Consider the following 20,548-nt stretch of genomic DNA (forward strand, 5'->3'; position numbering starts at 1 on the left):
CAAATCTTTTAGTTCAAACTGAATCTGTTCACCCTTCGCTGTCATAGCGCTGGATTTTCCGCCAGTCGGCGGCTAGTCGAAGGTGAATTTTCCAGGGACACGCCTTTGCTGCTCCGTTCCACGCTCATTTATGCTCCGGCGATCCTGCTGACGCGAATTTCGGCGCTGCTCCTGCTGGTCGTGGTGACGCGTCTGATCGACCAGACCGAGTATGGCCTGCTCACGCTGGTGGTGACCGTCGGCGAAATGACCGACATTGCCGTCACCAACTGGCTGCGCATCGCCTTGCTCAGGCTTGGCGGCAAGGGCGAGGTCAGCCGCGGCAGCCTGATGCTGGCCGGGCAGGTGTTGCTTGCCACCACGGCACTGGCGCTGGTCATATCGGTAGGCGCGTCGGCGGTGGTCGTGCCGGAACGCTGGGTCGAGTTCGCGATCGCGGTCTGCGGCTATTTGGTCGCGGGATCCATCAGCCGCTTCGCGTTGACGGTGCTGCAGATGCAGCAGCGTCATTCGGTCTATTCGATGCTCGAAGCCTTGCGCGCCCTGCTGCAACTCGCGCTGCCGATCGGCGCCATCCTTATCTTCCAGGATACCTTTCTGACGGTATCGCTCGGCTCGAGCCTCGGCGCCTTAATTGCCGGCATCGTGGCGGGAATCATGGCATCCCGGCGGGTCGTTGCCGGTCCGCCGCGCTTCACCCACAGGGACTTCTTCGCGCTCGGTGTGCCGCTGATCATCATGGCGCTGGTAGGCTTCGGGCTCAACAGCGCGGAGCGTGTGTTCCTCAAGATCTATTACGATGCCAGCGCTGTGGCGATCTTCGCCGCCGCCTATGCACTGGCCCGCCAACCGATCGACATGGTCGCCAACGCCATCAACATGGGCGCCTTTCCCGAGGTGGTCAGCCGGTTTGACGAGGACGGGCCCGCGGCATCGGGTCGGCTGCTGTCACAGCTGATGGCATTGATGATGCGGCTTTGCCTGCCGATTGCAGCGATGCTGGTCGCGCTCAGCAGCGATATCACTGAGCTCATGCTGCCCTCGCAATATCACGGCCGCTTCGGCCTGCTGTTTCCGATCATTGCCTTCAGCGTGCTTTGTGCCAATCTCACGAGCTTCGTCTATGGCGTCGTGGTGCACGCACACAAGCGGCCGTGGCTGCTGATCATCGCCAATCTCTTCGGCTCGGTGGCGACAATCGCATTGTCCCTGCTGTTGATCCCTCCGATGGCGGAGATCGGCGCCGCTTTGGCGCTGGCGGGCGGATCGGTGGTGGGCTCCATAACCTGCATCATCATCAGCGAGCGGCTCACGCCGGTGCCGGTGCCGTGGCGCGACATCGGCGTTTCGGTGGTCATCTCGCTCAGCGCGGGGGTGGCCGCCAAGCTTGCCAGCATGGTGGTCGGCGACGTGCCGGCAATCTTCTCGCTTGTCGCTGGCGGCACCGCCGGCGCTGCGGTTTTCTTCGGGCTGACCTCATTGTTCCACCCTGTGGCAGCAATGCAATTCGTCGCCCAGCTGCGGGCGCGGCTACGGATCGCATAATTCGCAAGCGATCTGTAAGCAGGCCTTTCCTAGGCTTGCAAATACATGCCGCAGCTTGCGGAAATGGGCTCTTTGCGCATCGGACAGTCGTTCTCCGCGTGTTCGGGCCATAAGAGGGAGGCGCACGAGCGGTCTGCCAGCTGTCGCGCACCAGCGCAAAAGACCCGACGAATCCGCAGATCGCAGTTGGGTCAGGGACGGACGATTGAAAAGCTGCATCAACAAGGATTAGTTAGGTCCAGCTTTGTCGTCCAAATCTGAGGGGCAGCGTGATCTCCCGATCCAAGAAGGTTGAACAATTTCGCGCTCTTCATAAATCCGGCTGCTTCCTGATCCCCAACCCCTGGGACGTAGCCGGCGCGCGAATGATGGCTAGTCTGGTTTTAGGGCGCTGGCGACCACATCTTCGGGCTACGCCTTTTCGAAGGGCAAGAAGGACGGGGCAAAGGAAGTCGGCCGCGACGAAAGCTTGGCATACGCTGCCGAGATCGCAGCCTCGACGATCATGCCAGTCACTGCCGATTTGGAAGATTGTTATGAAGACACACCAGAAGGCGTGGCTGAAACCGTCCGGCTTGCCGCCGAAGCGGGATTGGCTGGACTTTCGATCGAAGATCGACAACCAAACCCCGGCCAGCCAATACGCGATTTTGATACGGCAGTGGCACGTGTAGCGGCGGCGGTTGAAGCTGCTCGAAAATACGACGTCGTACTCACCGCCCGCGCCGATGGGATGGGTAAAGGCGTATATGGTCTCGACGAGGCAATTCGCCGCCTGAAGGCCTTCGAAGCTCTTGGCGCTGAGGTGCTGTATGCGCCGGGCGTCCCGGACCTGGCGTCCCTCGAGCAGATTTGCAGCTCTGTCAGTGCACCAGTGAATCATGTCCTTGGCCAAGGTGTTTCCGGCCTCACATTCGAGCAGATGGCCGAGGCCGGTGTACGGCGGATAAGCGTGGGCGGCTCACTTGCGCGCGCGGCTGGCGGAGCACTAATGAAAATATGCCAGGAGATCGCAACGGGGAAATATACGGCGTTGGAAAGCGCTCCGGCGTGGAACAGCCTTCGCGATCCTAAGCCTGTGGTCTAAGTTCGAAAGGGGGTCGAAGCCAGCGTTCCGGGCATTAGGCGCCGCGCACCTGGAACACGCCGTAGGCGAATCTATAAACCGGCGTTTCGGCGCCAGCGACGCTCCCAGAACTCCCGGCAGAGCAGCCCTGCATAGGCAGTGTTGGTGTCGTAGTAGCGGCGCCACAAGCGTCGCGGCTCCTGGACGACACGGAACAGCCACTCCAGGCCGGCCGCTTGTATCAGCCTCGGCGCACGGGCAACCTTGCCGCCATAGACGTCGAAACTGCCGCCCACGCCCATCACGAAGCTTGGGGCGAGTTCGTCGCGGTAGCGCTTGAGAAATCGCTCCTTGCGCGGTGTCGGCATGGCCACCAACAGGCAGTCGGCGCCCGAGGCGTTGATCGCCGCGACGATCCCGGCCTCGTCCTCCGGCTTGAAATAGCCGTTGCGCATCCCCGCTATGACCAGGCTCGGATGGTCCTTGGCAAGTCTCGTTCTAACCGCTTCGAGAACGTGCTGTTCGGCCCCCAGTAGATAGGGCCTGAACCCACGCTTCGCGCAGAGGCTCAGCAGATTGATCATGATGTCGACGCCCGCCACCCTCTCGGGCAGCGCGACGCCGCACAGACGTGCGCCCCAAAGCACGCCGATGCCGTCGACGTTGACCACGTCCGCCCCTGCAACGTCCTCGCGCAGTTCGGCATTCTGGCGCATGGTCACCAGCTTGGCGACATTCACGACCACATGATGCAGCGGCCGCCGCAGGGTCATCGCCTCGTCGGCGATGGCCAGCGTCTCGGCCATGGTCAGCGCATGGATCGGTGCGCCAAGGAACTCCCGGCGCCGTGATGCCAACAGGGAATGCTGCGCCCAAGCCGCGTCGTGCACGTTCATGCAGCCTGCTCCCTTGCAAGCGCCACTTGAGCGACCTCTGGTTTCTTGCCTTCGATACGGGCGTCGGGCTTGCGTGCCTTGCGCCAGGTCCACAGACCCCTTGTATCGACAAGCTTCTTGTCCTTGAGCGCTTCGGGGTCGACCAGATTGAACTGCCGATGGTCGACCAGGAGGACGACGATATCGCACTTGTCGATGGCCGAAAGTGCGTCGGTGAACACGATGCCTCTGCCCTCGAGCTCATGCGGCAGCGCATTTGTGTTGGGTTCAGCCGCAATGATCTTCACATTGGGGATATCGGACAGAAGCTTCACCACCTCGACGGCCGGGCTCTCGCGCAAATCGTCGATATTGGCTTTGAAGCTGAGGCCAAGACAGGCGATCGTCTGCTTGCGGGAGGGATCGAGCAAGGCCTCGATATCCCTGACCACCGACATCGGCCGCTCGGAATTGATCCGGCGTGCCGAAGCCATCAGCCGTGTGCTGTTGGGTGCGGCGTCGATGATAAAATATGGATCGACCGCAATGCAGTGACCGCCAACGCCCGGGCTCGGCTGGAGGATGTTCACGCGGGGGTGACGGTTGGCGAGATCGATCACCTCCCAGACATTGAGCGACAGATCCTGGCACACCGCTGCAAGCTCGTTGGCGAAGGCGATGTTGACGTCGCGGAACGCGTTCTCGGTCAGTTTCACCAGCTCAGCACTTTCGGCCGTCGTCATGAACAGGTCGCCGGTGACGAAGGTTGAATAGAGTACCGCGGTCCGTTCCGACGATTTGCGGGACAATCCGCCGATCGAACGATCATTGTTGATCAGCTCGGTCAGCACCTTTCCCGGCAGCACGCGCTCGGGCGAATAGGCAACCAGCACATCGGCGTCTTCGCCATGCAGGACAGGAAATTTGAGATCGGGCCGCAACTCGGCAAGCAGCCCGTTCATAATGCGTGTCGTGCCGACCGGCGATGTCGATTCCAACACCACAAGGTCTCCTCGCTTCAGCACCGCGGCGATGCTTCGTGCCGCCGCGAGCACGTAGGTCACGTCCGGCTTATGGTCGTGGGTCATCGGGGTCGGCACGGCGATGATATAGGCGTCCGCCGGCTGCGGCGTGCTGTAGGCCTTGAGCTTGCCGTTCGCCACGACCTTCTGGATCAAGCCATCGAGGTCCGGTTCGACGATGTGGATTTCGCCGCGGTTGACCTTCTCGACCACCGCTCCGTTGACATCGACGCCAATGACGTCGAGCCCGCGGCTGGCGAAAATCGCACAGGTCGGCAGGCCGATATAGCCCATGCCGATTACGGAAACGGTTTTGATTTCAGCCATGATGCAGCAGTTCCTCAACAATCCGGTTACTGGCCCGGCCATCGCCATATGGGTTGTGTCGTTCCGCCATGCCGCGATAGGCGGCCGGATCGTCGAGCAGACGATTGGCGTTGAACAGGATTTTCTCGACATCGGTGCCGACGAGACGGGCGGTGCCGGCCACGATCCCCTCGGGTCGCTCGGTATTTTCGCGCATCACCAGCACCGGCTTGCCGAGCGAAGGCGCTTCTTCCTGCACGCCGCCGCTATCGGTAAGCACCAGATAGCTCTGCTTCTGCAGGTACAGAAACGGCAGATAGTCCTGCGGCTCGACCAGATAGATATTCGGCACGCCTTCCAGCTCTGCGTTGACCACCGAGCGCACATTGGGGTTTGGATGGACAGGGTAGACGATCTGCACGTCTCCGCGCGCCGCCAATCCCTTCAATGCCGTACAGATGCGCTGGATGCCGCCGTCGAAATTCTCGCGGCGATGGCCGGTGACGAGGATCATTTTCTTGGAAGGGTCGAGGAAGGGGAAGCGGGCGGCGAGCTTCGCGTTCATCAGCCTGTCGGCATCGATCGCGCCTGAAAAATGCAACAGCGTGTCGATCACCGTGTTACCGGTCACGAAGATGGTGCTTTCGGCTTTTCCTTCGGCGATGAGGTTGTCGCGCGCCTGAACGGTCGGCGCAAAATGCCAGGTGGCGATGTCGCCGGCAATCTTGCGGTTCAGTTCTTCAGGAAACGGCGAGTTGATGTTGTGGCTGCGCAATCCTGCCTCGACATGAGCGACCGGAATGCGCTTGTAGAACGCAGCCAGAGCCGCGGCCATCGCGGTGGTGGTGTCGCCCTGTACCATGACGATATCGGGCTTCGCCTTGTCCAGCACCTCGGCCATGCCCAGGAGCACGCGCGAGGTCACGTCGAACAGCGACTGGCCGGGTTGCATGATGTCGAGGTCGTGATGCACCGGCAGGCCGGTCAGCTCGACAACCTGGTCGACCATCTCGCGATGCTGGGCGGTGATGCATATTTCGGTGATAAAACCTGGATGAGCAAGAGCGGCACGCGCCACCGGAAAGCATTTGAGCGCCTCCGGCCTCGTGCCGAACACGATCAGCAGTTTCTGCCTCGACGGCAGTTTTGGACGTGAAAGGACGTTCATCGCTGATCCTGGTCGCCTGCAGCCCTCGGGACATGCCGACTATTGCCCGCAAGAGCCATAATAGCGCCGGAAAACGCCTTCGTGATCTCAATTCTTAATATATGATTAACAACCAAGGCCGTGTTCTCCCGGGTTAACTCTTGTGAAAGGTTGGGCTGACAAGTAGTCTATAGTGATAGTCTTGAAAAAGAATATATTGGATTGACTAATATTTTAATCATCGGCCACGCCGACGCATCCCGGCGCTGGGAAAACGAGCTTCTGGCGCGGTTGAGTGCGGCTGGACACGCGGTTTCGAGTTGCCGCGCGCCGGCGCCTGCACCCAATGCACGCGGGATGGATAATGTGCTGGCGCTCGAGGGCCGGCGCTTCGGTCCCTCAATGGCAAGCCGTTCCGAGCCGTTGCCGTCCGGCGATACCGGCCCCACCGACCTTATAATCGATCTCACCGCTACCGCCGCACGACGGGACACGCCGGTCCTGACGCTCGAATTTTGTGGCCACAGCAGCTTTGCCGCGGGCATGACCGAGATGCTGGCGAGCGGGCAATCGCCCGAACTCACCACCCGCCTCGACGGCGTTGCGGTCGCCAGGGCGCGGCCGATGGTCAGCGATCGGCTCTGGCTGTCCCGCAGCAGCAACGACCTGCTCGCCGGGGCGATCTCCCTGGTTGCCCAATGTGTCGCCCGCTTTTCCGCGGGCAAACTTGTGCCGATCGCCGAGAGCCCGGCGCCGACCCTGAAGAAAGGCGGCTTTATCAGGCACTATCTGCCTTTTTTCGGCAGGGGGCTGGTCGACCGCGCCGTGCAAAAACTGCGACGCGGCCGGCGCCCCTTCTATTGGCAGGTTGCCTACCGGCTGATCGACGGGCCAGGCGTCGCCGAGACCGGACAACTCGACGGTAAGCCGTTCACCGTGCTTGCCGATGACGGGCAGCGATTCTACGCCGATCCATTCGTTCTCGATCGCGACGGCCGCCATTTTCTGTTTGTCGAGGAATTTCCCTACGCCACGGGCCGCGGGGTGATTTCCGTCGCCGAACTTGGCACCGACGGCACTTTCGGCGTACCGAGGGTGGTGCTGGAGGAAGCGCATCACCTGTCATATCCGCAGGTGTTCGCTCGCTCTGGCGAGATTTTCATGATCGCGGAAAGTGCTGCGGCGCGCGAAGTGGTACTCTACCGTGCCATGCAGTTTCCGGATCGCTGGGTACGCGACACGGTGCTGATGACGGACAGGGATTTCAACGACGCCACGCTGCTCGAATCCGACGGTCGCTTTTGGCTGTTGGGGACGGAGCGGTTCGGTCACGGCAGCGCGTCGGACACGATGGCCGTCTATTCTGCCCCGGCGCTTCGCGGGCCCTGGGTCGCGCATGCGCTCAATCCGGTCGCCGTCGACCACTCGGCCACTCGGCCGGGCGGCGCTTTCATCCGCCAGGGGGACGCTTTGCTGCTGCCGGTGCAAAACGGGTCTAGAGCCTATGGCGGCGGCCTGGGGTTGATGCGGCTGGATCGGCTTGACGACTTCGATGTCCTGTTTGCACCGCCCCGCCCAATCGATCCGGGGCCGGCATGGGCGCGGGCGGGCATTCACACGCTCAATCGCGCAGGCAATGTCGAGGTTGTGGATAGCGCCGGCTGACGCGTCTGGAGCCTGCGCTTATCCAAGCCGATCCAGTTTCGGCTCGGATGCGACAGCGGTCGAGGATGTGCTCTTCGGCTGGTTTCTATACGGCACGTTTCTATAGGCAAGCAGCAACACCACGATAGTCGTGATATCCGGCGCTTTTGACGAGAGCGCGTTGTTCGACAGCGCAGCAAGCAGGAATGTCATGGTGCCGATCCATGCCGGCAGCGGCGCCGCGCGCAGCAGCCGAAAAATGAACCAGAATACCAGCACTATAAAGAGCACGGCTATCGGCAAGCCGAAGAGCATGATGATGACCACCGGCGCGCTCTCGATGAAGGGCAGATGCAGCTTCTCGTTGACGATCGCCAGGAGGTCGTCGACGTTCATGCCAAACAGGATGTCTTTCCAGCTAACAAGTCCGAATATCTGGTAGATCGTCACCCGCGCCATGAAATTCTCGTCAAAGATCGTGTTGCCGAATCGATTCAGCAGCCCGCCCGAAAACAGTATGGCCACCAGCACTGCGCCGCCCACCAGGGCGAACAGCAGCACGACGGACTTGGCCTGCCGCTGGTGCTTGAGAGTCAGGCGCGGCCAAGGCACGAACAGCAGCAGAATGAGGGTTTCTCCGGCAGCGAGCATCAGGGCGGCGCGGGCACCTGACGCAGCACAACCGACGAGCAACACGAGAATCGATGCCACCCGCACCCATATGCGCCAGCGCGTCAGCGGCACGAATCCGATGGCTGTGGCGCAGAGCGCGCCTAGTGCCAGTGGGTGCGCCGATAGGCCGATTGGCCTGAACTGCAGTTCGTTGAGACCGTAAGGCATAAATCGATGTTGAGTCACCGCCTCGATCGTGCCGAGCACAGCGCTAAGGATGACCATTCCAAGCACGACGTCGCCCAACGCCCGCCGCACTTCCGCGTTCAAGGCCAGCATCAACAGGCCTGCGGCGCCCGCCACCAGATAAGTATCGATGATGAACCCGGAGGAGCCCGCACGGCCGGTGACGAACAGATAGGGCACCAGCGCGAACATCAGCACCGAATAGCGGATCAACGCTTTGAATATTCCAATTTCGTCGCCCTGCAGCAGAAACGGTCGGCTGAAAAGAACGACGGCAAGCACCAGGAAGATCGCGTAGGTGCCGAAATGCAGCTTCTCGTAGAACGAGCCCCCCTGGGCCGTATAGTTTACGACCATGTTCATCACCTGCGGTGACACCGTAAAGCGAAGCAGGAGCGCGAAGGCCGCGCATAGGAAAAACAGCAGCGACAGCGCGTTCTGACGGCGCGCTCGACTGGACAACAATCGTTCCGATGCGGCAGCGGGATAGCTCATGGCCCATCCAGGTGAAGGTATTCAAACGGCATTCCGGGCAACGAGATCCCTTCAACGTCCGCCGGACGGACAGCGTGAGCGGTAAAATGGGGCAACTTGGAAAATAAGATGTTAACGATGTTTCTGTAGAGCAGGCCAAGCGTAATGATTTAACTAGGGTTGTCACCATGTCTGCCGGTTCCGGCACACCCCCCATCTCCGCGACGGCTTCCAACAACAGTGCATTCGAGCGAATCGCCAACGCGCGGCGCAGGGCAATGTTGCAACAGCATGGCCCAGCCGCGGCGCACAACTCCGCACCTGTGACGCCGCAACCACCCGAGCCCGTCGCGACGGTGACCCTGGACAAGATCGGCGATTTCCTCGAGCTCGATTTTCGACGCCTGTTCGTCTGGCTGCGGGCCGGCCTCGCTCTGGCGTGCATGCTGGCGGTAATCGGCGGCATTGTCGGCGGCGCCTATGCATTGCTGAGCAAGCAGCGTTACACCGTCACGACGGAGGTACTCATCAACCCTTCCAATTTGCAGGTTGTGGAAAACGACCTCTACTCGCAACCGGGCCAGGTCGATAGCCAGCTGCTCAGCACGCGCAGCAAGCAGCGCATCTTGACCTCGGGCAACGTGCTTTCCCGTGTGGTGGACGAACTGAATCTGACTCACGATCCAGAGTTTTTCGATCCAGACCGGAGCACACCCCCGTCTGGCGCTGTGGCGAGTGGCAGCAAGCCCGACCCGAGGCTTGTCGCCTTGAAGAACCTAGCGGACCGGGTAGACGCCACCGCGGACCCAACCTCGTTTGTCACAACCCTCTCGGTATCTGCGGAAACCACCGCCAAGGCGATCCTGATCTCGCAGGCCATAGTCAAAACCTTCCAGGAAGAACTCGCCAAGGCCGAAGCTGCCGGTGCCAGCCGTGCCGCGGCTGCCCTCGACAGCCGCCTTGGCCAACTCAAGAGCGACGTGCAGGCTGCCGAAGAGAAGGTCGAGAGCTACAGGCGCAGCCACAACCTGTCCTCCAGCAATGGCCAGCTCGTCAGTTCGCAGACGATGACGCAGCTCAACGGCGAAATCGTCGATGCGCAATCGCGCGTCATCGCTGCGCAGTCAAGTTACGACGCCTTGATTGCATCCGGCATCAATGGGGCCAATCCCGACCCCACGGTTTCGGAAGCGCTCGCGGCGCTGCGCGACAGGTCAAACAGCCTGCGGCAGCAGATCGATTCACAGTCCATGACCTTCGGTCCGCGCCACCCGACGATTGTCAGGCTCAGGACGGAACTCGAGACCGTCAACTCGCAACTCCGGGCGGAGTTCTCGCGCACCGTCGGCACGGCAAAGGCCAACCTTGACAAGGCCAAGGCTTCATTGGCTTCTCTCAACGTCAGGATGAACGATCTGAAGGGCAACGTTTTCACCGACAGCGAGTCCGAAGTCGCCCTGCGTGAGCTTGAACGCGATGCCGCCTCGAAGAGAGCGGTCTATGAGAGCTTCCTGTCGCGTGCGCGCCAAATCAGCGAGCGCGAGCAGATCGACACCACAAACGTACAGGTGATTTCGACCGCGGTGCCGCCACCAGGGCGCTCATGGCCCCCGCGCACTCCCCTGGTGGCAGGCGTGGGAGCGTTCGCAGGCTTTGCCCTGGGCATGCTGCTGGCCATTGGCATGGGCATCGTCCGCGACATGCGCCGGCCGCCGAACCGATCAGGTCTTGCCGCCAGCCGAGCCTGAAGCGGGGCATGGCGAAGCGCATCGTTTTCCACATTGCCAGCCTGAGGGGCGGCGGCGCCGAGCGTGTATTCGTCCTGATGGCAAATGAACTGGCGTCGCGTGGCCACGAGGTCACGCTTTTTACCTGGAACGCGGAAGGGCCTAACGCCGCGCTGCGCTCCGCTGCCGTGCATCTGGTCGACTTCGGCCTTCCCTTGCGCGGCGAGGGTTACGCCAAGTCGGCGACGCTGAAAGGCATCGTGCGAAGCGCAAATTTGTTCCGCCGCCTTGATCCCGATGCGGTCTATAGCGCCCCGGAATTCGCCAATCTGGTGATGGCGCTGGCGCTTATGTTGGCCAGAAGCCGAGCAAAATTCTTTCCAAGCTTCCACGCCGCTGCCTCGCTGCCTGCCAGCGGCCTCGGCGCGAGGATGGCGATCTGGCTTTCCGCGCTGGTTGCAGCGCGCGCGACCAAAGCCATCGCCGTTTCGGTGGGTGTCGGCCGTGACATTGTCACCCGCGGCTTTCCCAAGTCCAAGGTCGTGGTCATCAACAACCCGCTGCCGCCGGCTGAAGCACCGCAGGGGAATTCCTATGCCTGGCAGGCAAAATTGGCAGCGATGGGCGATGGCCCGGTCATCGCCACCGCCGGGCGCCTGGTGCCGGTCAAGGATCACCGGACTTTGCTGCGGGCCTTCGCTGCCGTGCGCGCCGGCCGCCCTGCCCGGCTTGTCATCTTCGGCGAAGGCCCGCTGGCTGCCGAATTGTACGCCTATGCCGAAGAGACCGGCATAGGCGCGGACGTGCTCTTTGCCGGCTACGTCAACGATCCTGCAGCCTGTTATGCCGCAGCCGATCTGTTCGTCCTTACATCCACCAGCGAAGGCTTTGGCAATGTGTTGGTCGAGGCGATGGCTGCCGGTGTCCCCGTAATCTCCACCGATGCGCCGCATGGACCGCGCGAGATTCTCGGTGACGGCCGTTTCGGTGCGCTGGTCCCGGTTGGAGACGCCGCAGCCCTGGCGAAGGCGATGACCGAAATGCTGGACCACCCCACCCCTGCTGCCGTCCTGAAAAGCAGGGCGGCGGATTTCACAGTCGACAAGATCGGCGATCGGTACAAAGCCTTGCTCTAATTGTCGCGCACGGCCAGCAGATCGCGGTGGCATGTGATCGGAGTGGTCGCGCTTTCATTTATGCGAATCTCTCGACGATCAGCCGCAACGGCCGTGCTCTTTCAAGAAAAGCCTTTTGCGCACCCGCTGTCGGTTACCGTCCAGGTCGGCGCGCTGGTATTCGGATGACACCGACCTTCGGAAAATTGCTCGAGGAGATGTCCAGGCGCAGCCGATGGCCGGCACGGAAGTCCTGGCTGATTTCGGCGGCAAGCGAGTCATCTCAAGACAGAAAACCGGTTGCGCAAACGTTTCGATGGCACTAGCTTTGGGAAAGTCACAACGGCCGCCCCAGGCGGATTCAAAGATTGTGAGACTGGGAAACGCAAGATTTCGAGGAGGAGCGTGCGTGCGCTTGCCCGTCACCACGTCGAGGACGACAGCTCCGCGATGACGACGATCGTTGAGGTCGCTCGCAGGGCAGGCGTGTCGGTGTCGACCGTTTCGCACGTCGTCAATCGAACCCGCTATGTCTCCCCGGCCACCGCCCGATCGGTGAGTGAGGCGATCGCTGCTCTCGGCTATCTGCCCAACAATGTCGCGCGCTCGCTGAAGCGAGCCTCGACGAGCAGCGTCGGCCTGGCGATTTCGGCGATTTCAAATCCCTATTTCAGCGACATCATCTGCGCCGTCGAGACCGAGTGTGCGCGCCTTGGGCTCATGGTGTTCCTGTCGGATACGCAGGATGATCCGGACAAGGAGCTGGCTGTCGTCCAGGCACTGCACCAGCGGCGCGTCGACGGGATCATCCTGGCGCCCTCTGCCGCGCCGCAAGCCGTATTGCGATATCTCTCGGAACGGTCCCTGCCCTGCGTCTTGATCGACCGACTGCCCGACGATCGCTTTGATCAGGTCGGTGTCGAGAATTTCAAGGCCATCCGCGCGCTGATCGATCACGTCGTGTCCTTCGGGCATCGCCACATCGGTTTCGTTGCCGGACAGCGGGGATTTGCCACCACGTTGGAGCGCATCGATGGATTTCGCGCCGCACTGGCGGCCAACGGCCTGGAGTTTGTGCCAGACTACGTCGTGACGGGAAACGCGACCACCGCCAGTGCGAGCGCCGCCGCCCATGCCCTGCTGTCGCTGCCGCTGCCGCCGACTGCCCTGGTGACCGGCAACAATCTGTCGACGATCGGCGTGATGCGCGCTGTCCGTGAGCGAGGGCTCGCTGTCCCCAAGGACATATCGCTGGTCGGCTTCGACGATTTCGAATGGGCCGACTACTTCGAGCCGCGACTGACGCTGGTCGAACAACCCTGCGACGATTTGGGCAGGCAGGCAGCCGCGTTGCTGATTGAGCGGATTGGACTTCCGGATGGCCAGCGACGCACGGTTCGCCTTGAGCCGACGCTGCGCCTGCGCGCATCCTGCGGGAGACCGGCATGACTTCGCCACTCCTGACCATGAATGGCGTCGTCAAACGCTTCGGTGGTGTTCATGCTTTGCGCGGCGTCGATTTCGAACTGCGGGCGGGCGAGATCCATGCGCTGCTGGGCGAGAACGGCGCCGGCAAGTCGACACTGATGAACATCCTATCCGGTGTGCACGCCCCTGACGAAGGAACGGTCACGATCGATGGCGCACCAGTGCATTTTGCCAATCCGCGCGAAGCCCAGGCCGCCGGCATCGCCACGATCTTCCAGGAACTCGATCTCGTGCCTGGCCTCGATGTTGCGGCCAATCTTTTCCTCGGCCGCGAGTTGGTCAACCCCGGCGGTTTTCTCGATGTTGCAAGCATGCGCGAAGAAGCCCGCACCCGGCTGACCGCCATCGAGTTGGACATCGATGTCGAACGGCCCGTCGGCGAACTGTCGATCGGGCATCGTCAGGTCGTGGCAATCGTCAAGGCTCTGTCCTATGCATCGCGTGTCCTGATCATGGACGAGCCGACGGCGGCCCTGACGGTCAGCGAGGTGGACAGGCTCTTCACCATCATGCGCAAGCTCAGCGCCACCGGCGTGGGCATCGTCTACATCTCGCATCGGCTTGAGGAGGTTCCCAAAGTCGCGGACCGGGTAACGGTGATGCGCGACGGCCGGGTGGCCGGGACGACAGCCCCAGACGCACCGCAGGCCGAACTGGTCAGCCTTCTCGTCGGCCGGCCCCTGGAGGAACTTTACCCGAAACGCACACGCGCGGCAGGTCGCCGGCTCCTTCATCTCAAGGACGCCCGTTTCCATCCCGTTCGAGCGAGCGCCGGCTGGCAGGTTCCCCAAAAGGTTTCGCTCGATGTACATGAGGGCGAAATTGTCGGGCTGGCGGGCGTCATGGGTGCCGGCCGTACCGAGTTGCTCAGCGCGCTCTACGGCACCGGCCTGGCCGGCCGTTGGGCCGGCACCGTCGAGGTCGACGATCGCCCCGTGCGCCTCGAGTCCATCAGAGCTGCGCGCAGGGCCGGCGTCGCCTTCGTCACCGACGACAGGCGAGGAAGCGGGCTGATGCTGCGCACAGCCGTCGGCCGCAACCTGATCATGTCAGTGCTGCGACGGATCTCGCCGCGTGGCTTCATGTCGATGGCACGCGAAGCAGCCGCGGTGGCGCGCTCGTTCGGCCAATTCGACATACGACCGCGCAATGCCGCCATCCCGGTCGGCGCGCTGTCGGGTGGCAACCAGCAGAAAGTGGTGCTTGCCAAGGAGATCCTCGGCAATCCGCGGCTGCTATTGCTGGATGAACCGACCCGTGGCGTCGACGTCGGCGCCAAGGCGGAAATCTATGCCAGGCTTCGCGATCTGGCATCGCAAGGCCTCGGCATACTCGTCGCCTCGAGCGAAATGCCTGAGCTGATTGGCCTGTGCGATCGCATTGTGGTTCTTCGGGAGGGGTGCAACGTGGCGGAATTCAAAAGCGGCGTCGATGAACACACGGTGCTTGCCGCCGCAACCGGAAAGGCCTCCTGATGTTCGACACCAGCACGGCAGATACCGACCTGCCGAGCGGCAAGACAGCTCAGAAGCGGCGCGATCCGCTTGCACTCATCGTTCGGTTCCAGAGCCTGATCGGCTTGGTGGTCGTTGTGATCGGCGGCATCATCTTCTCGCCGCGCCGGCACGGACAGATACTGTTCATCGCCCCGGACAACATCGCCAACATCGTACGCGCCGTGTCCGAGACCGGCATCATCGCGATCGGCATGACTTTCGTCATCATCACTGCGGGCATCGACCTCTCGGTTGGCGCTTTGCTTGGCCTGGCCAGTGTCGTTACGGCCACGATGATGATCAATGGCGGCGTTGGCCTCGTGCCGACGATCCTTGCCGTGCTTCTTGCCGGTGTGGTCTTCGGTGCCGTTCAGGGCTCGATCTCGACGCGCTTCCGCCTCGAGCCCTTCATCGTGACCCTCGCGGGCCTTCAGGCCGCGCGCGGTCTGGCCTTGGTCGTCTCGGGCAACGAATACATCAACATCTCCTATGGCGACGGACCCGGGCTTGCCCCGGCTGTGTTTGCCATTCTGGGCGAGCGCCTGTTCAACAATGTGGTGCCGGTGGCGACCATCGTCTTCATCGCTTTTGCGGCGATCGCCACCGTGGTTCTCAACACCACCCGCTTTGGCCGCTATGTCTTTGCCGTCGGCGGCAATGAGCGGGCGGCGCGCCTCTCGGGCGTTCCCGTGTCCGCCGTCAAGATCACCGTCTATGCGATCACCGGCTTTGCGGCCGCTCTCGCCGGCATCGTCCATGCAGGGCAGTTCAACTTCGGCAGTGCCAATGATGGCGCCGGTTACGAACTTACCGCCATCGCCGCGGTCGTCATCGGCGGCACCAGCCTGTTCGGCGGAGCCGGATCGATGATCGGCACGGTCGCCGGCACGATCATGCTCGGCGCGCTCGCCAACGTCCTGCAGCTCAACAACATCACGCCCGCCCTGCAATTGCTCGCGACAGCCGCGATCATCATCCTGGCGGCAGTTCTTCAGTCCCTCGTCCGTCGCCGCGAAGGTCTGGTCCGTTAAGTGGGCGACATTGGAAGACTCCGGACGCCCAACTTACCCTGCGTCGGGAGAGTGAAGCTCAGCAAACCAACAGTCGAGCCAAGGGCATCGACAGGAAGGAAACAACCATGGTTATCAGGAGCACACGCAATAGCAGACAAAGGGCCTGGCAAACGTGTCTGCTTGCCGGGACCTTTCTCGCAGCCGCTGGAGGGGCTCAAGCTGCGGACCCGTTGGTCAAGGCATGCTCCAAGACCGGCGAATTCGTGGTCGGCTTTTCTCAGGCCAACAATGCCGAGCCGTATCGCCAGCACGTCAATGACGAACTCACCGCCGCCGCCAAGGCAGTGCCCCAGTTCACCTTGCAGATCGCCGATGGCGCCGGCAGCGTGAACACCCAGACCTCGCAGGTCGACAATTTCATCACCCAGAAGGTCGACCTGCTGCTGATATCGCCCTTCGAAGCATCGCCGCTGACGCCGGCGGTGAAGCGGGCCATGGAGGCCGGCATCCCCGTCATCGAGCTCGACCGCAAGACGGTCGGCGATCCGGGCAAGGACTACACGGCCTTTATTGGCGGCGACAATTACAAGATCGCCTTCGAAGCCGGCAAATACACCGCCACGAAACTGCTTCCTGACGGCGGTGAAGTTGCCGTTCTGGAAGGGCTGCCCAGTTCGACCCCTGCCGTGGAACGGCTCAACGGCTTCAAGGACGGCGTCAAGAAGAACGACAAGATCAAGGTCGTCGCCGAGCAGGCAGCGGACTGGCTGCCGGACAAGGCACAGACGGCGTTTGCCGCCATGCTGCAGGCCAATCCCGATATCAAAATGGTCTACGCGAGCAACGACATGATGGCCGCCGGAGCGCGGCTTGCCGCCAAGGGCGCCGGCAAGGAAGGGCAGATCAAGATCATCGGCACCGACGGCCTGCCAGGTCCTGCCGGCGGCATCCGGGCCGTTGCTGAAGGCGAATGGGCTGCAACCTTCACTTATCCGACGGGCGCCAAGGAGGCGATCGATATGGCAAAGTCGGTTCTTCTCGATTGCGCCACATCCGTCGAGCCGACGGTCACCGTGGCAACGACGGCGATCACGCCGGAAAACGCCAAGCAGATGATGGGTAAATAAAAATTGCGTGGCAATTGCGGTGCGGAGATCGAATTGGCACCTCCGCACCGTGTTAGCGCGTCGTTTTCGCTCATCGGCCGGCCTTCGGCAACGGCGAGGGTATCCAGGGCCCAATCAGATCGACCGTCGCTGCTCCGAAACAGCAAGAATGGAAGCCTCGGGAAGCCGCCATTAACTTTTCGTTAACCATGCCGGGCTAGCCTTAACCAATCAGTAAGGACTCGCCTCTGTGACCTGCGTCGCTCCCATCCAAAACAAGTCCATACGCTTTCGAGCACGCTCGTTTGTAGCCTTCACCCTCACCCCTGAGGCCCCGTTGGGGGAATGGCTGCAAAGCCTGGATCACTGGACCGAAAACTCTCCCGGCTTTTTTGCCGGCCGCCCGGTCGTGCTCGACCTGAATATGCTGAAGCCGGAGGTGGGCGAGATCGAAGATCTGGTCTCACAGCTCGCGGCGCGCGGGATCCGTGTCTACGCGATCGAAGCCGATGGCAACATTGCTCTTGATGCCGATCTGCCGCCGCTCCTCGTTGGCGCCAAGGAAGCCACCGCTGACGCGATTTACGTGCAGCCGGACCCGAAGGTTGCCTCAGAGTTCAAGACCGAAGAGCCGGAGGCGCCGAACTCGCTGATGATCAAGGCGCCGATCCGCTCCGGCCAGTCGGTCTTTCACCCCGATGGCGATGTGGTCATTGTCGGCTCCGTCAGTTCCGGTTCCGAAATCATCGCCGGGGGGTCGATCCACGTCTACGGCACGCTGCGTGGACGTGCGTTCGCCGGCGCAACAGGAAATTCCGCGGCTCGTATCTTTTGCCGGAAAAACGAAGCCGAACTTCTGGCGGTGGACGGCTGGTACCGCACCGCCGAGGAGATGGACGCCTCCTCGCGAGGAAGGCCGGTCCAGGCTTTTCTCGAGGACGGCGCACTTTGCGTCGCACCGCTCAATTAACAAAACATTGGAGGCACAAATATGGGCAAGGTAGTGGTTGTCACATCCGGCAAAGGGGGTGTCGGCAAGACGACCTCGACGGCCGCTCTCGGCGCCGCGGTCGCGAAAACCGGCAAGCGGGTGGCCCTCGTCGATTTCGACGTTGGCCTGCGCAATCTCGATCTGATCATGGGCGCCGAGCGGCGCGTCGTTTTCGATATCGTCAACGTCATTCAGGGAACCGCCAAGCTTTCGCAGGCGCTGATCCGTGACAAGCGGCTCGACACGCTGTTCCTGCTGCCGGCTTCGCAAACGCGCGACAAGGATGCTCTCACCGAGGAAGGCGTCGCCGACGTAATCGACAAGCTGCGCTCGGTTTTCGACTACGTCTTCTGCGACAGTCCGGCCGGCATAGAGCGGGGCGCGCAACTTGCCATGCGCTTTGCCGACGAGGCGGTTATCGTGACCAATCCGGAAGTGAGTTCGGTCCGCGATTCCGATCGCATCATCGGCCTGCTCGACTCCAGGACGATGAAAGCCGAACAGGGTGAATCGATCGCCAAACACGTCCTCGTCACGCGCTACGATGCTGCGCGCGCTGCCCGCGGCGAGATGCTCAGTATCGATGACGTTCTCGAGATCCTGTCCACGCCCTTGCTGGGAATAATTCCCGAGAGCCAGGATGTGCTGCGCGCATCCAATGTGGGCGCGCCGGTTACGCTCAGCGAAAACACGAACCCCGCTGCACGCGCCTATATCGACGCAGCAAGAAGACTTGAGGGCGAGGACCTGCCGGTCATCTTGCCTTTCGAGCGGAGGGGCCTCCTCGACCGGCTGTTGGGAAGGAGGGCAGCATGAACCTGCTCGACATCTTCAAGCGCCGCGGCAGCGCGCCGGTGGCGCGCGAGCGCTTGCAACTGCTGTTGGCTTACGAGCGCCGCAACCGCAACCAGCCCGATCTCGTCTCCGTGTTGCGCGAGGAGATCATGGCTGTAATCGCCAGGCATGTTCAGGTCGACCAGGATTTCCTGCAGGTGAGCATGGATCACGGCGAAACGACGTCGAGGCTGGAGATCGACATCCAGATCCCCAACAAAGTCGCAATGCCCATGGCCGCCGCGTTCTAGCAGAACCTCACAGCCAAGCCTTGCATCGGCTGCTCATGTGGGCGCGATGGGCCTTATCTCGCGGTGCCACATTTGATCGCGTTTGATCCTGGCCCTCGCTGGAGACTCGCGCACGGTTTGGGTCAGAAGCCATGCCGTTTGCATTTGGTAGAGAAGCCCCGCGACTGGATCCAGCCGCGGGGCGCAAATTGAGTTCTCGACGGACCTGCCGTCAAATGTTGGCGAGCAATTCGTTGACGCGGCTTTCCATGTCGGCAAGGGCAGTGTCGACGTCCTTCTGGCCACTGATTGCGGCACTCATCTCTTCGCCGATAATGTCCTGGATCGCAAACTGGCGCTGTACGGCGGACGGCAGCGGCTTGCCGAGATCGGCGACCGCAGAGATCGTGTTGCGATGCGGCAGGGCCTTGAAGGCGTCCGAGGTGATGACGGCCTTATAGGCCGGCAGGTGACCGGTGCGCGACCACTCAAAGTCGTTGTCGGCGAAGAACTTCAGGAATTTGCCGATGGCCGCGGTCTGTTCAGGTGTGCGGTCTTTCTGCGACACGGCCCAGGTGTGGCCGTCGGCATATTGCGCATGGGCGCCGCCAAACAGCTGCGGATATGGATAGACCGCATAACCGCCCTTGTTGAGCGCCGTACCCTTGGTTTCGGACTGGGCGTTGTAGTCGCCGACCACCCAGGTGCCGTTAAGGTGGACGCCACCCTCGCCGGCAAGGAAGGCGTTGATCGAGCCGCCATAATCGAGGTCCTTGGTGGTGTAGCCCTTCTCGAAGATCGCCTTGTACATCTCGACGACCTTCTTGGCTTCCGGCGTATTCAACTTCACATGCTTCGGATCGGCAAAGAAATCGGAACCCTGCTGGAAAAGATAGGTGTAGAGATTGCGTGTGTAGAGTGCAGTCTCATTGGTCAGGTTCTGGACGAAGTAAGGCTTGCCGGTTTTCTGCTTGAACTGTTCGGCCTGGGCGAGCAGTTCCTCGGGCGACTTTGGAAAGATCGGCGTACCGTCGGCATTGACGAGGCCGGCTTGTTTGAACAGATCCATGTTGACGTGATAGAGCATCGTCCAGCTGTCGATCGGCAGGCCATAGATCTTGCCGTCTTTGGTGGCGCCATTGCGCGCCGCGTCGGTGAAGGCGTCGGGTGTCACGCCGACCGACTTCAAGAGATCGTCGAGCGGCATCAACAGGCCCTTCGACTGATAATCCGACAATACGGATTCATGGATCGTGACGATGTCCGGAGCGTCGCCTGAAGCGAACTGCGCGGTCAGCTGATCATAACCCGGCCATTCCACCGTGGTGACGTTGACGTGGACATCGGGATTGTCGGCGTTGAACTTGTTGATCAGCGAGGTGATGATGCCGCATTCGCCAACGGCCTTGGTGGGATCGGTGTTGGTGCCGAAATCGGCATCGCAGGCGCCGAAAAAGCGCTGCACACTCAGTTCCGTCGCCGCAAAGCTTGGACTTGCAAGCATCATTGCGCCCACAGAGACTGCGGCAAACAGTATTTTCTTCAGTTTCATATCAGTTCCTCCTACTGAGTTTCCGCCACTCCACCCTGGATTGGCCTTCGTACTTCAAT

18 protein-coding genes are annotated in these 20,548 nt (G+C 61.7%); 12 read left to right on the top strand and 6 right to left on the bottom strand.

Going from position 1 to position 20,548, the window contains the following annotated elements:
* The first annotated feature begins 105 nt into the window (after positions 1-105).
* Positions 106-1,545 carry a lipopolysaccharide biosynthesis protein gene (locus NKI85_RS15205; RefSeq protein WP_352524878.1) on the top strand — a complete coding sequence of 480 codons (1,440 nt, stop codon included), beginning with the start codon at positions 106-108 and terminating at the stop codon, positions 1,543-1,545.
* A gap of 391 nt (positions 1,546-1,936) precedes the next feature.
* Entirely contained in the window at positions 1,937-2,632 is a 696-nt protein-coding gene (locus NKI85_RS15210; RefSeq protein WP_352776939.1) for an isocitrate lyase/PEP mutase family protein, read from the top strand.
* Between the two features lie 71 nt (positions 2,633-2,703).
* Here the strand turns inward: NKI85_RS15210 and NKI85_RS15215 are convergent, their stop codons facing one another.
* Genes NKI85_RS15215 through wecB form a run of 3 tightly spaced genes read right to left on the bottom strand, consistent with a single transcriptional unit; the run spans position 2,704 to position 5,982 of the window.
* The gene (locus NKI85_RS15215) at positions 2,704-3,507 is read right to left on the bottom strand and encodes a WecB/TagA/CpsF family glycosyltransferase (RefSeq protein ID WP_352524875.1); all 804 of its coding nucleotides are present in this window, start codon (positions 3,505-3,507) and stop codon (positions 2,704-2,706) included.
* Positions 3,504-4,835: a UDP-N-acetyl-D-mannosamine dehydrogenase gene (gene wecC, locus NKI85_RS15220; RefSeq protein WP_352524873.1), complete on the bottom strand. Its 1,332-nt coding sequence runs from the start codon at positions 4,833-4,835 to the stop codon at positions 3,504-3,506. Before wecC ends, NKI85_RS15215 begins: the two co-directional genes overlap by 4 nt.
* Complete coding sequence (wecB, locus tag NKI85_RS15225) at positions 4,828-5,982, bottom strand: non-hydrolyzing UDP-N-acetylglucosamine 2-epimerase (RefSeq protein WP_352524871.1); 1,155 nt, start codon at positions 5,980-5,982, stop codon at positions 4,828-4,830. The genes wecC and wecB overlap by 8 nt, the downstream gene beginning before the upstream one ends.
* A gap of 201 nt (positions 5,983-6,183) precedes the next feature.
* Here wecB and NKI85_RS15230 point away from each other — a divergent pair, with 201 nt between their 5' ends.
* A complete protein-coding gene (locus tag NKI85_RS15230) occupies positions 6,184-7,626 on the top strand; it encodes a glucosamine inositolphosphorylceramide transferase family protein (RefSeq protein WP_352524869.1) in 1,443 nt (480 codons plus the stop codon).
* 18 nt (positions 7,627-7,644) lie between these two features.
* Here the strand turns inward: NKI85_RS15230 and NKI85_RS15235 are convergent, their stop codons facing one another.
* On the bottom strand, positions 7,645-8,958 hold the full coding sequence (locus tag NKI85_RS15235) for a VpsF family polysaccharide biosynthesis protein (protein WP_352524867.1): 1,314 nt from the start codon (positions 8,956-8,958) through the stop codon (positions 7,645-7,647).
* Positions 8,959-9,125: 167 nt separating this feature from the next.
* Between NKI85_RS15235 and NKI85_RS15240 the strand changes: the two genes are divergently transcribed.
* A complete protein-coding gene (locus tag NKI85_RS15240) occupies positions 9,126-10,685 on the top strand; it encodes a GumC family protein (protein ID WP_352524865.1) in 1,560 nt (519 codons plus the stop codon).
* Between the two features lie 8 nt (positions 10,686-10,693).
* Entirely contained in the window at positions 10,694-11,800 is a 1,107-nt protein-coding gene (locus tag NKI85_RS15245; RefSeq protein ID WP_352776920.1) for a glycosyltransferase, read from the top strand.
* A 133-nt stretch (positions 11,801-11,933) separates the two neighbouring features.
* Here the strand turns inward: NKI85_RS15245 and NKI85_RS15250 are convergent, their stop codons facing one another.
* Positions 11,934-12,041 (bottom strand): CocE/NonD family hydrolase C-terminal non-catalytic domain-containing protein, encoded by a 108-nt coding sequence (locus NKI85_RS15250; RefSeq protein ID WP_352776940.1) that lies wholly within the window; start codon positions 12,039-12,041, stop codon positions 11,934-11,936.
* A gap of 188 nt (positions 12,042-12,229) precedes the next feature.
* Here NKI85_RS15250 and NKI85_RS15255 point away from each other — a divergent pair, with 188 nt between their 5' ends.
* The 7 genes from NKI85_RS15255 to minE all read left to right on the top strand — a co-directional run bounded on the left by NKI85_RS15255 (position 12,230) and on the right by minE (position 18,958).
* Positions 12,230-13,228 carry a LacI family DNA-binding transcriptional regulator gene (locus tag NKI85_RS15255; protein ID WP_352524965.1) on the top strand — a complete coding sequence of 333 codons (999 nt, stop codon included), beginning with the start codon at positions 12,230-12,232 and terminating at the stop codon, positions 13,226-13,228.
* Positions 13,225-14,742 carry a sugar ABC transporter ATP-binding protein gene (locus NKI85_RS15260; protein ID WP_352524863.1) on the top strand — a complete coding sequence of 506 codons (1,518 nt, stop codon included), beginning with the start codon at positions 13,225-13,227 and terminating at the stop codon, positions 14,740-14,742. Before NKI85_RS15255 ends, NKI85_RS15260 begins: the two co-directional genes overlap by 4 nt.
* The gene (locus NKI85_RS15265; protein WP_352524862.1) at positions 14,742-15,794 is read left to right on the top strand and encodes an ABC transporter permease; all 1,053 of its coding nucleotides are present in this window, start codon (positions 14,742-14,744) and stop codon (positions 15,792-15,794) included. The genes NKI85_RS15260 and NKI85_RS15265 overlap by 1 nt, the downstream gene beginning before the upstream one ends.
* 107 nt (positions 15,795-15,901) lie before the next feature.
* A complete protein-coding gene (locus NKI85_RS15270; RefSeq protein ID WP_352524861.1) occupies positions 15,902-16,903 on the top strand; it encodes a substrate-binding domain-containing protein in 1,002 nt (333 codons plus the stop codon).
* Between the two features lie 229 nt (positions 16,904-17,132).
* Positions 17,133-17,852, top strand: a complete 720-nt coding sequence (gene minC, locus NKI85_RS15275) for a septum site-determining protein MinC (RefSeq protein ID WP_352524860.1) — start codon at positions 17,133-17,135, stop codon at positions 17,850-17,852.
* A 21-nt stretch (positions 17,853-17,873) separates the two neighbouring features.
* The gene (gene minD / locus NKI85_RS15280; protein ID WP_352472499.1) at positions 17,874-18,689 is read left to right on the top strand and encodes a septum site-determining protein MinD; all 816 of its coding nucleotides are present in this window, start codon (positions 17,874-17,876) and stop codon (positions 18,687-18,689) included.
* The gene (gene minE / locus NKI85_RS15285) at positions 18,686-18,958 is read left to right on the top strand and encodes a cell division topological specificity factor MinE (protein ID WP_352524859.1); all 273 of its coding nucleotides are present in this window, start codon (positions 18,686-18,688) and stop codon (positions 18,956-18,958) included. Before minD ends, minE begins: the two co-directional genes overlap by 4 nt.
* Positions 18,959-19,169: 211 nt before the next feature.
* Here the strand turns inward: minE and NKI85_RS15290 are convergent, their stop codons facing one another.
* Complete coding sequence (locus tag NKI85_RS15290; RefSeq protein ID WP_352524857.1) at positions 19,170-20,489, bottom strand: ABC transporter substrate-binding protein; 1,320 nt, start codon at positions 20,487-20,489, stop codon at positions 19,170-19,172.
* Between the last annotated feature and the right edge of the window lie 59 nt (positions 20,490-20,548).

It is taken from the genome of Mesorhizobium sp. M0571 (assembly GCF_040320985.1).
Lineage (GTDB): Bacteria > Pseudomonadota > Alphaproteobacteria > Rhizobiales > Rhizobiaceae > Mesorhizobium.